At 76.1% G+C, this 11,986-nt stretch carries 9 protein-coding genes and 1 tRNA gene; 6 read left to right on the top strand and 4 right to left on the bottom strand.

Features of this window, described 5'->3' with window-relative positions; all coding sequences use genetic code 11:
• Positions 1-21 precede the first annotated feature (21 nt).
• From F593_RS0108150 to F593_RS0108140, 3 genes are all read right to left on the bottom strand, one after another.
• Positions 22-95, bottom strand: a tRNA-Pro gene (locus F593_RS0108150).
• Between the two features lie 93 nt (positions 96-188).
• Positions 189-485, bottom strand: coding sequence for a hypothetical protein (locus tag F593_RS0108145; RefSeq protein WP_022928266.1), 297 nt, complete (start codon positions 483-485; stop codon positions 189-191).
• Complete coding sequence (locus tag F593_RS0108140; RefSeq protein WP_022928265.1) at positions 475-2,253, bottom strand: RNA polymerase sigma factor; 1,779 nt, start codon at positions 2,251-2,253, stop codon at positions 475-477. The genes F593_RS0108145 and F593_RS0108140 overlap by 11 nt, the downstream gene beginning before the upstream one ends.
• Before the next feature lie 173 nt (positions 2,254-2,426).
• Between F593_RS0108140 and F593_RS0108135 the strand changes: the two genes are divergently transcribed.
• The 6 genes from F593_RS0108135 (at position 2,427) to F593_RS0108110 (ending at position 9,298) form a co-directional block, all read left to right on the top strand.
• Entirely contained in the window at positions 2,427-3,194 is a 768-nt protein-coding gene (locus F593_RS0108135) for a Nif3-like dinuclear metal center hexameric protein (protein WP_022928264.1), read from the top strand.
• Positions 3,195-3,310: 116 nt separating this feature from the next.
• Complete coding sequence (locus tag F593_RS0108130) at positions 3,311-5,116, top strand: AMP-dependent synthetase/ligase (protein ID WP_022928263.1); 1,806 nt, start codon at positions 3,311-3,313, stop codon at positions 5,114-5,116.
• Positions 5,117-5,135: 19 nt separating this feature from the next.
• The gene (locus tag F593_RS30310) at positions 5,136-5,600 is read left to right on the top strand and encodes a hypothetical protein (RefSeq protein WP_022928262.1); all 465 of its coding nucleotides are present in this window, start codon (positions 5,136-5,138) and stop codon (positions 5,598-5,600) included.
• Between the two features lie 2 nt (positions 5,601-5,602).
• Positions 5,603-6,709 carry a pyridoxal phosphate-dependent aminotransferase gene (locus F593_RS0108120; protein ID WP_022928261.1) on the top strand — a complete coding sequence of 369 codons (1,107 nt, stop codon included), beginning with the start codon at positions 5,603-5,605 and terminating at the stop codon, positions 6,707-6,709.
• Entirely contained in the window at positions 6,706-7,953 is a 1,248-nt protein-coding gene (locus F593_RS23465; protein ID WP_022928260.1) for an adenylate/guanylate cyclase domain-containing protein, read from the top strand. Before F593_RS0108120 ends, F593_RS23465 begins: the two co-directional genes overlap by 4 nt.
• 55 nt (positions 7,954-8,008) lie before the next feature.
• Positions 8,009-9,298, top strand: a complete 1,290-nt coding sequence (locus F593_RS0108110; protein ID WP_022928259.1) for a D-alanyl-D-alanine carboxypeptidase/D-alanyl-D-alanine-endopeptidase — start codon at positions 8,009-8,011, stop codon at positions 9,296-9,298.
• Between the two features lie 393 nt (positions 9,299-9,691).
• Here F593_RS0108110 and ligA read toward each other — a convergent pair whose 3' ends face one another.
• Entirely contained in the window at positions 9,692-11,920 is a 2,229-nt protein-coding gene (gene ligA / locus F593_RS23460; protein ID WP_022928258.1) for an NAD-dependent DNA ligase LigA, read from the bottom strand.
• Positions 11,921-11,986: the final 66 nt, after the last annotated feature.

The following is an 11,986-nucleotide window of genomic DNA, read 5'->3' as shown; positions in this document are numbered from 1 at the left end:
GTCTTCGGCGTACTGCTGCAGTCGGGGCGAGAGGATTCGAACCTCCGACCTCGCCGACCCGAACGGCGCGCGCTACCAGGCTGCGCCACGCCCCGATGCGATCGAGAGTATGCCACGGTCGAGCGCGCGACGGCGTGCCCCTCCCCCGCTTCGGCCGCGCCCCGATCCGCCCCGACGTCGCGTACGCCCTAGGCGGCGTCGCCGGCCTCGGCCGCCGGCACACCGCGCACGCCCTCGCCGAGGGTCTCGTCGGCCAAAGCGGTGTAGAAGCGGATGGCCAGACCGGTGACGAGCGTCTCGAACGCGTCCTGGACCGCGACGCCCTCGTCCGTGGCCCAGCGCCGCAGCCCGCGGCCCTCGATCTGGTCGGCGTCGGCGAGGACGTCGTCGACCAGCTCGGGGTGGCGGTCGCAGAAGTAGGCGCCGATCGCGTACATCGTCGAGTGCGACGCGACGTCGATCAGACCCTCGCGGTCAGGAGCCACGGGTCACCCCTGCGGGGGACGCACCGTCGACCGGCGCCGGGGCGTCGGGCTCCGGCGACGCCAGCAGACCGACGTCGACCGGCGACCGGGGCCCGACGGACTCCGGAGACCCGCCCTCCGATCCGGAGGGCGGCGGCGCGGCGGGCGGCGCGAACGCCGGGGCGGGAGGTTCGGGGGCGAGCACCCCGGACACGGGCTCGCCGGGCCCGCCGCCGTCCGGCCCGGGCGCCTGCCGCTCCCCGCCGGGCGTCGACGGCAGGACGGGAGCTGCGGGCGCGGTCGGCGCCATGGGCCCCTCGCCGGTGACGGCTCCGTCGCGACCGCCGTCGCCGTGAGGAGGCGCGTCCGTTCCGCCCTCGCCGCGCGGGCCGTCCTCGCTGCGCGGTGCGCCGTCGGTGCGTGGGGCGTCGCCGCGGCCGCCGTCCGTCCGCGGACCCTCGGCGGTCGGCGGGGGCGCCCCGGACCGGTCGGTCGACGGCGTGGCGGGGGTCGGCGCGGGGAGCGCAGGGGAGGCGGCGGGCGCAGCGGGCGGACGACTCGCGGTGGCGGGGGACCCGGACCCCGGGACGCCGGCGCCGCCGGCCGCGGGCGGCACGGCGACGCCGGCCGCGGCCCCGGCCGGGCGCCCCTGCGGGGACCACGGCAGGGCGGGCACGCCCGCGGGCGTGCCCGCCGCGGCGCCGGGCACGCGGGCGACGATCTGCCCCGAGAGGGTCAGGAGCAGGTCGGTCCCCGGCGTCGCGGACGCGCCGGCGGGGTGCGGCCTCGGCGCCGGCGCCGCAGACGGCAGGATGTGGCGGACCGGGGCGTCGCGGGTGGCGTAGACGCCGCCGCTGCCCGCGGCCAGGACCGCGGCGCCGACGAGCACCTTCGCCCCGAGCGCACCGCCGGCGGCCTCGCCGGCGAGCACCGGCTCGACGGGCCAGCGCCGCAGGAGCGGGAGCGGCAGCAGGAGCGTCGCCTTCGCGGCCAGCGTGGTCGGGTGGAGCAGGCGCGTGTCGACGCCGAGAGTCCGCGCGTGCCGCCGGCAGCCGTCGCAGCTCGAGAGGTGGCCGGTGATCCGCCCCCGCTCGCGGACCCCCAGCGCGCGCTCCATCGACGCATCGCAGAGCGCGCGGACCGCGGTGCAGCGCTCGCCGCTCTGCAGCTCGCGGTACGCGCGGGCCAGCGTGCGCCGGCCGCGGGCGAGCTGCCCCTCGACGACCGTCCGGGAGAGTCCGAGCCGCGTCGCGATCTCGTCCGGTGCGCGCCCCTCCAGCTCGCGCTGCACGAGCACGGTGTGCTGCAGGGCGGGCAGGTCGCGGAACGCCCGGCGCAGCGTGGCGACGGACTCGCGGTCCTCCGTGGCCCGCGCCAGGGAGTCGTCGTCCGCGAGGCGGCGCGCGTCGCCCGAGCTCAGGTCGCCGGGGGCGTCGAGGCTGACCTCGCCCCGCCGGGTCGCCGCGCGCCACTGGTCGATGCAGGCGCGGCGGGTGATCTCGCGCAGCCACGCGGCCGGGTGGAGCGGCTCGCGGCCCTCCTGTAGCGCGCGCATGGCGCTCACAAAGACGTCCTGCACGACGTCCTCCGCGCGGCCGTGGTCCTGCAGCATGCGGACGGCTTGGGCGTGGACCGCCGGGCGGTGGCGCCGGAACAGGGCCTCGAACGCGGTCACGTCGCCGCCGGCGGCGAGCCGGACGAGCACGGCGTCGGTCGCGGTCGCCTCGGGCGCGCGGCCCGCGAGCCGGCCCGCGGTCGTCGGAGGGCGTGGTGGTGCGGAGGCGGGCATGGGACGACCCCGTTGACGGGTCAGGCACGACGGTCCGAGGGCGGACACGGGGCGCGACGGACGCGATCATAGTCCGGGCGGGGACGGCTGTCACCCCGGTGGCGAACGTCGTTCGGGCTCGGCCGCCGCGCGCCCCCGACGGCCGTCCGGGCGGCCTCTGGGAGGATGCGCCGATGGCCCGTCTCGGCGACCTCCTCGACCACCTGGACGACCTCCTCGCCCCCGGCACGTTCCGGGACTACTGCCCCAACGGGCTCCAGGTGCCGCACCCCGACGGCCGCGACGCCGAGATCGAGCGCGTGGTGACCGCGGTCTCCGCCGACCTCGAGGCGCTCGAGGCCGCCGCCGCGGCGGGCGCGGACCTCGTCCTCGTCCACCACGGCCTGTTCTGGGACGGGGACCCGCGCGCCCTGGACCGCGTGGCGGCGGCACGGCTGCGCGTCCTGCTCGCCGGTGGCATCGCCCTGGCCGGCTACCACCTGCCGCTCGACGGGCACGCCGAGCTGGGCAACAACGCCCTCCTGGCCGACGCGCTCGGCGCCACCCACGAGCCGTGGGCCGGCTCGGGCAGCCCGGCCATCGGCGTCGTCGCCTCCTGGGAGGACGGCCTGCCCGTCGGCGAGCTCGTCGACCGGATCGCCGCGGCCACGCAGCCCGACCCGATCGTCTTCGCCGCGGGGCCGGAGCGCGTGCACCGTCTGGCGATCGTCTCCGGCGCCGCCGCCGGGATGCTGCCCGCCGTGGCCGTCGACGGGCTCGACGGGCTGCTCACGGGCGAGCCGCGCGAGCAGACCCGCGGCCTGGCCCGGGAGCACGGGCTGCACGCGATCTGCGCGGGCCACCACGCCACGGAGACCCGCGGCGTGCAGGCCCTCGGCGCCCGGCTCGCCGACCGCTTCGGCGTCCGCCACGAGTTCGTCGACACCGCCAACCCGATCTAGGACGGAAGCCGTCCGCGGGGTCGCCCGAAACCCGTCACCCACGGCGCCCGACCCGACGTAGGATCGGCCGAAGGGGGCGGCGCGGTGCGCCCGCCCCGCACGACCACGGAGGGCGCATGAGCACCAGCACGACGACCGGCACGGGGACCACCGTCGCGGGAGAGACCATCGCGGACCTGGCGTTCCGGGCCGGCGAGGCCTTCGGGGACGCCCCGTTCGCCCGCTTCCAGACGGCGCCGGGCGAGTGGACGGACACGAGCTACCGCGAGCTCGCCGACCGCGTCACCCGCTTCGGGCTGGGTCTGCTCGGGCTCGGGCTCGACGCGGGCGACCGCGTCTCCGTGCTGGCGACGACCCGGCCGGAGTGGAGCGTCGCGCACTTCGGCATCGTCGCCACGGGCGCCGTGCACGTCTCGGTCTACCCGACGAACTCCCCGGAGGAGTGCGCCTGGGTCGTCGGCAACTCCGGTTCCCGCGGCATCGTCTGCGAGGACGCCGCGCAGGTCGCGAAGATCGCCGCCGTCCGCGACGAGCTGCCCGAGCTGGAGTGGATCGTCGTGCTGGAGGGTGAGGCCGACGGTGCCGTCTCGCTCGCCGCGCTGCACGAGCGGGCGGCGAGCCGCGAGCCGCAGGAGCTGCACGCCCGGGCCGCGGCGGTCACCCCCGAGGACCCGTACGTGTTCATGTACACGTCGGGGACGACGGGGCCGCCGAAGGGCTGCGTGCTCTCCCACGGCAACTACCGGTGGATCGTCCGGGCCTCGTCCGACCTCGCGCCGATGGAGGGCGACGACCCCGTCCTCTACCTCTTCCTCCCGCTGGCGCACGCCTTCGCGCTCCTCTTCCAGCTCAGCGCGATCGACGCCGGGGCGGTCATCGCCTACTGGGGCGGCGACCCGGCCCGGATCGTTCCCGAGCTGACGCAGGTCCGGCCGACGGTGCTGCCGTCCGTCCCCCGCATCTTCGAGAAGATCTACACCCTCGCCGTCGGCTCGAAGCCGCCGGAGGAGCAGGAGGGCATGCTCGCCGCCGCCCGGCTCGGCGTGCGGGTGCGCGACATGCAGGTCCGCGGCGAGCCGATCCCCGCCGAGCTGCAGGAGCCGTTCGACCGGGCCGAGGCCGCGCTGTTCCAGAACGTCCGCGCGCTGTTCGGCGGCCGTCTGGAGCGCGCCGTCACGGGCGCGGCCCCGATCGCGAAGGAGATCCTCGAGTTCTTCTACGGCTGCGGCGTGCCCGTCATGGAGGGCTACGGCATGACGGAGACCTCGACGGGTTCCTCCGTCAACACGCTGGAGGAGCACCGCTTCGGCACGGTCGGCAAGCCGCTACCGGGCGTCGAGGCGAAGATCGCCGACGACGGCGAGCTGCTGATCCGCGGCGGCCACATCTTCCAGGGCTACTACAAGATGGAGGACGCCTCGTTCGGGGCGATCGACGGCGGCTGGCTGCACACGGGCGACCTCGCCACGATCGACGGCGACGGCTACGTCTCGATCGTCGGCCGCAAGAAGGACATCATCATCACGTCGGGCGGCAAGAACCTGACGCCGGCGAACCTCGAGAACGACCTGAAGCGCTCGCCCTGGATCAGCCAGGCCGTGATGCACGGCGACCGCCGGCCCTACCCCGTCGTGCTCGTCACGCTCGACGCGGAGACCCTCGTCCCGTGGGCCCAGGGTCGCGGGCTGCCGACCGACGTCGCCGAGCTGTCCCGGCACCCCGAGGTCGTCGCGATGATCCAGGCCGAGGTCGACGCCGCCAACGCGAAGCTCGCGCCCGTGGAGCAGGTGAAGAAGGTGCTGATCCTCGACCGCGACCTCACGCAGGAGACGGGCGAGCTGACCCCGACCCTGAAGGTCAAGCGCAACATCGTCAACGAGCGGTTCCAGGAGCAGTTCGACGCCCTCTACGGCGTCGGCTGAGGTCCTCTACGCTCCCTTCGTGCGCACGGATCCGACGGACAACGGCGGGCTGTTCATCGGCCGCCGCCCCGGCACCGCGCCCGTCCGGTACGGGCGCCTGCCGGAGCGGGGCTCGAAGCGGCGGATCGCGATCGACGCCGTCGCGTCCGCCGTGCTCCTCGGCCTCATGGCGCTGCTCACCGCGGCGCTGTGGGGCCCGCTCCCCGTCGCGGCGATGTGGATCTCGTCGCAGGTCGCGTCGGAGAACATCGGGGTGTGGATCCTGCTGGCGTTCGCCCTCGTCCTGGCGTTCGTCTTCGGCACGCTGATGCTCCTGCGCCGGCTCGACAACCTGTGGATCCTCGTGCGCCGGGCCGCAGGGGTCGACCAGCGCGAGGGGATCCTCGGGCGCCTGTTCCTCATCACCACGATCATCGTCGTGCCGATCTTCACCGTGTGGTTCGCCTTCCTCGGCGGCATGCGGCCGACGGTCGGCGGGGTCTGAGCGTGGGGCTGTTCAACTACTACCGCCAGTTCGAGGCGCTCAGCGAGGACGAGGTCAACGCCGACCTCCGGGAGAAGGCGCGCGAGAGCCGCGCCCGGGCCCTCGCCCACGTCGAGCCCGTCGACCTCGCCCGCACGACGTGGCACGAGCTGCCGCCCGCCGAGGTCGTCTCCGCCATCACGTTCAACGCCCGCAAGGGTCTGCACCGCTACGCGGAGGGCCGTGACGTCGAGCTGCGCGAGGCGCTCGCGGTGCGCCACGGCGTCGCTCCCGGGCGGATCGTCGTGGGCGACGGCGCCTCAGGCCTCCTGAGCCGGGCGGCCCACGAGCTGCTGGACCCGGGCGACGAGCTCGTGCTCCCGTGGCCGGGCTACCCGCTCTATCCGCTCATGGCGCGCGACACGCACGCGACCGCCGTGACCGTCCCCTCGCTGGACCCGCAGCGGATCCTCGACGCCGTCACGCCGCGGACGCGGATGATCGTGCTCGGCAGCCCGAACGACCCCACGGGCGAGCTGCTCCCCGCCGGCGTGCTGGCCGAGCTGCTCGGCCGCCTGCCCGAGCGCGTCGTCGTCCTGCTCGACGAGGCGCTGCGCGAGTTCGTCACGGACGAGGCGACGGACGCCACGCTGCGACTGACGGAGCGGTTCGACCGGCTCGTCGTGGTGCGCTCGTTCTCCAAGGCGTGGGGCCTCGCGGGCCTGCGCTGCGGCTACGCCGTCGGCGGCGCCGGGGCCGGCGACCTGCTGCGCGTCCTCGCCCCCCGGCTCGGCGCGGGCGACCTCTCCCTGGCCGGCGCGCTCGCCGCGGTGCGGACGGCGGAGACGGTCGTCGGCCGGCGCGTCCGGCAGAACGCCCGGGAGCGCACCGCCATGGCCGAGCGCCTGGAGGAGACGGGCCTGCTCGTCCACCCCTCGCAGTCCTGCGCGCTGTGGGTCCGCTCGCCCGACGAGGACGGCCCCGCCCTGCAGGCGCGGCTCGAGCGCGGCGGCGTGCTCGTCCAGGCCGGCGCACCGCTGGGCGACGACCACCACGTGCGCATCACCGTGCGGGACGCGGAGACGACGGAGCGCGTGCTCCGCGTGCTGCGGGTCGGACGCGACGCGTGAGCGGCCGGGGCGGCGCCGGCCGGCGGCGCCAGACGCAGCCCGAGGACGACGGCGCCGCCGCTCTTGCGCGCGGCCGCGACCCCGAGGCCCGCGAGGACCACGCCCCCGACGACGCGCCCCGCGACGGCGGCGCCCACGACCGGCCCGTCTCCGCCGAGGACGCCCGCCGGGGCCTCGTCGAGGACCTGCTCGCCCAGGGCCACGCGCCGGACGAGATCCGGGCCGCCGAACGGGCCCAGCGCCTGGCGCTGCTCCCCGTCCAGCGGATCCTGCGCGGCACGCCGACGATGACCACGGGCGACGTGGTCGCCCGCACCGGCGTCGACCCCGAGCTGTTCGAGCGGGTGCTGCAGGCCTCGGGCGTGCCGATCCCGGCCGCCCACGACGCCGTGTGGGAGGAACGCGACCTCGGGCTGCCGCTCATGCTCCGCGGGCTCGCCGACCTCGGCGTCGACGACGCCGCCCTCATCGAGCTCTCCCGCACCCTCGGCGACTACGCGGCCCGGATCGGCTCCGCCGCGATCATCGGGCTCGGCTCGGGGCTGACGCGCGAGGGGGACACGGAGCGCGAGCTCTCGCACCGGATCGCCGCCGCCGCCGAGCCCGTGGCGACCCACATGGCCGACACGCTCGGCACGCTCGTCCGCGCCACGGCGCTGGACCAGCTCGCGGCGGTCGAGCTCGACGCCGACGTCATCGCGGACGGCCGCCTGGCGGGCGCCACGCCCGTGGCGATCGGGTTCGCCGACGTCGTCGGGTTCACGCGCATGGGCGAGCAGCTCGGCGCCCAGCGGCTGCGGGACGTCGCCGCCCGGCTCGGCGAGCTCGCGGGCGAGGTCACGGGCGACGGGGTCCGGGTCATCAAGACGATCGGCGACGCGGTCATGCTCGCCGGCCCGCGTCCCCTCGCGGTGGTGGAGGCGCTGCTGGCCCTGCAGGAGCGGGTGGCCGCGGAGGCGGACTTCCCGCGCATCCGCTCCGGCGTGGCCACGGGCGACGCCGTGCCCCGCGCCGGCGACTGGTTCGGGCCGCCCGTCAACCGCGCCTCGCGCGTCTGCGCCGCCGCACGCCCGGACAGCCTGCTCGTCGACGAGCCGACGTGCGAGCGGATCGCCGACGCCGGCCTCGAGCTCACGCCGATCGGCCGCGTGCGCCTGAAGGGCGTCGGCCGCGTGCCGCTCCACCGTGCCCGGCCGGGCGACGACGGGCGGTGGCGGGCCGGCGTGCACCCCGCCCCCGCCTGAGGCCGTCGGGCGAACCGCGTCGGCGGGTCGCCGCCGCCCGGTAGCCTGCCGCGCGATGCCGCCCCACCGCTCAGCCCTCGCCGCCGCCGTGGCGACGGCCGCCAGCCTCGCCGCCCTGCCGGCCGCGCCCGCCGGGGCCGCGATGCCCTCCACGGCCGGCCTCGCGGGCCGCGGGGGCGTCGTGGTCGTCGACCTGGCGTCGGGCCGCACGCTGCTGGACCGGCGGGGCAGCTCCCGGCGGATCCCGGCGTCGGTGACGAAGGTCTTCACCGTCGCGGCGGCCCTGGACCGGCTCGGCCCGGACTGGGCGCCGCGCACGCGCGTCGTCGCGACGGGCGAGGCGTCCGGCCGCACGTGGGACGGCGACCTCTGGCTCGTCGGCGGCGGCGACCCGACCCTGGGCCGGTCGGCCCTGCGTGCCCTGGCGGGCCGGACGGTGCGGGCGCTCGGCGTGACCCGCCTGAAGGGGCGGCTGCGCGTCGACGCGACCGCGTTCGACGACTGGCTCGGCGCCGCGCGCACCGGGCGGTCCACGGACTTCGACATGGGCGGCCGCCTCGGCGCGCTGACCGTCGACCGGGGCGCCGGCACGGTCGACCCCGCCGGCCAGGCCGGATCGCTCTTCCGCACCGCGCTGCGCTCCTCGGGCCTGCGGGTGACGGGCACCGTCGCCGCCGGCCGCGCGCCCGTCGCCGCGGCGCCGGTGGCGACGCAGACGGGCCCGTCGCTCGCCGAGCTCTCCGCCGCGACGCTCGGACCGTCGGACAACTTCGTCGCCGAGACCCTCGTCAAGGACGTCGTCTCCCGCGACGCCGACGAGGCGAGCTGCCGGATCGCGGGCGCGCTCACCCCGATCCCGGTCAATCCGCCCCTGCCCGAGACCCCGGTCGAGACGGCGTGCCGCACCGACGCGTTCGACGTCGCGCCCGCCACGACGGCCTCCGGCACGGCCTACCTCCGTCGCGCCCTGCGCCCGTTCGCCGGGACCACCCCGCGGATCGTGGACGGCTCGGGCCTGACCCGCCAGAACCGCGTGTCGCCGCGCGTCGTCGTGCAGCTGCTGCAGTCGCTGGACGCGGACGAGGAGATCGCCCCCGTGCTGCGCGCGGGCCTGGCCCAGGCCGGCCGCAGCGGCACCCTCGCCCGGCGCATGCGCTACACCGCCGCCGTCGGCCGCTGCCAGGCCAAGACGGGGACCCTCATCGGCGTCTCGGCGCTCGCGGGCTACTGCACGACGGTCAAGGGTCGCGAGGTCGCGTTCGCCATCCTGCAGAATACGGGCGACACGTACTCCGCCAAGCGGTTCGAGGACCGCTTCGTGGCCGCGCTCGCCAAGCACGGCTAACGGGTGCGCCGAGCCGCGCCGGCGTCCTGCGCGGTCGGCGCTGAGACGTTCGGGGCGGGGCCCGAGTCCGAATACGACGACGGGCGAGCCTTGCGACTCGCCCGCCACCACCGACCTACACCACCCCTACTTACTTTTACATCCCAGGACCTCGTGTCGAGCCTGGGCAGACTGACACTCGTAACCCCTCAGTCAGTCCCCCGCGAACGGGGCGGAACCGAGGTGGACGCGCGAGGCGCCCCAGCTACGTAGGCGGTGTGGCCAGCCTCACCACGGTAGCACCTCGCGGACCCCCGTCGTGCCGCTCGGCCCGTCGCGTCGCCGCGCTGCACGGCGCCTACGCCCGGCGTCCGCGCGAGCGCCGCGGCGCGGTCCGCCGGGCCGCCGCCGCGCTCAGTCGCCCGGGGCCTCCACGCCGGCCTCGCTGTCGGCATCGACCGCCGCGTCCGGCGCCTGCCCGTCGGGCTGCAGCTCGTCCTCGCCCTCCTCCGGCGCGAGCACGGAGGGCCCCTCCCGCAGCAGCCGCAGCAGGCCCTCCTCGTCCAGGACGGGCACGCCGAGCCGCTCCGCCTTCTCGAGCTTGGAGCCGGCCGCCTCGCCCGCCACGACCACGCCGGTCTTCTTCGACACGGACGACGTGACGCGCGCGCCGGCGGCGAGCAGCCGCTGCGTGGCGTCCTCGCGGGTCAGCGACGGCAGGGTGCCGGTGAGGACGGCGGTCAGGCCCTCGAGCAGGGTGTTGTCGCCGGCGTCGCCCTCGGCCTGGGGCACCTCGAGCTGCAGGCCCGCGGCGCGCAGGCGGTCGAAGACCTCGCCCACGGCGGGGTCGGCCAGGCGCTCGTGGATGATCCGCGCCATCTTCTCGCCCACGCCGGGCGTGTCGGCCAGCTGCTCGGGCTGCGCGGCCCGCAGGGCGTCGATCGTCCGGAACCGCGCGGCCAGGTTGCGCCCCGTGATCTCGCCGACCTCCTCGATCCCCACCCCGTAGAGCACGCGCGCGAAGGGGCGCTCCTTCGACGCCTCGATCGCGGCGACCGTCCGGCTCGCGGAGACCTCGCCGTAGCCCTCGAGCTCGAGCAGCTGCTCCTTCGTCAGGTCGTAGAGGTCCGCCGCGTTCGTCACGAGCCCCTTCTCGAGCAGCTGCGCGACCTGCTTCTCGCCCAGGCCCTCGATGTCCATCGCCTGGCGCCCGACGTAGTGGCGCAGCAGCTGCCACTGCTGGCCGGGGCAGCCGCCGCGGTTCGGGCAGCGGGTGAACACGGAGTCCGCGGGCTTCTCCGTCGGCGTGCCACACCGGGGGCACTCCGCGGGCGGGGCGGGCTTCGGCTGCCGGTCGTCGCGCTCCGCCTCGTGCGGCGCGGGCGAGACGACCTGCGGGATGACGTCGCCCGCGCGCAGGACGATGACCCGGTCTCCGGGCCGCACGTCCTTGCGCTCGAGGTCCTCCTCGTTGTGCAGCGTCGCCTGCGAGACGGTGACGCCCGAGACGTTCACCGGCTCGAGCACCGCGTAGGGGTGCAGGTCCCCGAACTTGCCGACGGACCAGATGACGTCCTTCAGCAGCGTCACCGCGGTGCGGGGCGGGAACTTCCAGGCGATCGCCCAGCGCGGGTCGCGGCCCACGCTGCCCAGGCGGCGCTGCAGCTCGAAGTCGTCGACCTTGACGACGACGCCGTCGATCTCGAACGCCAGGCGGTCGCGGCGCTCCTCCCAGCCTTCGCAGGTGCGCAGCGCGTCCTCCACGGTGTCGGCCACGGAGATCTCGTCGTTGACGGGGAACCCACGCTCCTTGAGCCACATGAGCGTGGCGTGGTGGCCGCCGACGCCGAGCACCTCGCCCACGCTGGCGGACGTGCCGGCGGCGCCCTGGCGCCCCTCCTGCTCGGCCTCGGCCCCCTCGGACGCCGCGACGACGCCGACCCCGTAGGCCCAGAACGAGAGCGGGCGCTCCTTCGCCGCCTTCGGGTCCAGCTGGCGGATCGCGCCCGCCGCCGAGTTGCGCGGGTTCATGAACGTCGACTCGCCGCGGGCGGCGCGCTTCTCGTTCACCTTCCGGAAGTCGGCGAGCTTGATGTAGATCTCGCCGCGCACCTCGAGCACCGCAGGGGCGTCCGGCACGTGGAGCGGGACGTCGGGGATCGTGCGAACGTTGTGGGTGACGTCCTCGCCGACCTCGCCGTCGCCGCGGGTGGCGGCCCGGACGAGCACGCCGTCCTCGTAGCGCAGGCTCATCGCGAGGCCGTCGACCTTCGGCTCGATCACGAACCGGAAGGACGGGTCGCTGATGCCCTCACGCGCGAGGTGGGTGCGCATGCGGTCCGTCCACCCGCGCAGCTCGTCCTCCGTGCGCGCGTTGGCGAGCGAGAGCATCGGCTGCTCGTGCTGGACCTTCGTGAGCTTGTCGAGGGGCGTGCCGCCGACGCGCTGGGTCGGCGAGTCCGGCAGCGCCAGCTCGGGGTGGTCCCGCTCGAGCGTCTCGAGCTCGGTGAAGAGCGCGTCGTACTCGTCGTCGCCGATCTCCGGGTCGTCCTGCTCGTAGTACCGCCGGCGGTGGTGCGAGACGATCTCGCGCAGCTCGGCCGCGCGGGCGGCGGGGTCCTCTGACCGGTCGCTCGGAGTCACGGGTCGAGCATACGTTCCCTCAACAGGGCCGCGTACCCTCGACCGGCGCACATCAGCCGTAGACGG

The organism is Patulibacter americanus DSM 16676, assembly GCF_000420025.1.
GTDB classification, from domain to species: domain Bacteria; phylum Actinomycetota; class Thermoleophilia; order Solirubrobacterales; family Solirubrobacteraceae; genus Patulibacter; species Patulibacter americanus.
Note: the sequence above shows the minus strand (reverse complement) of the source record. Positions and strands in the feature narration are given on the sequence as shown.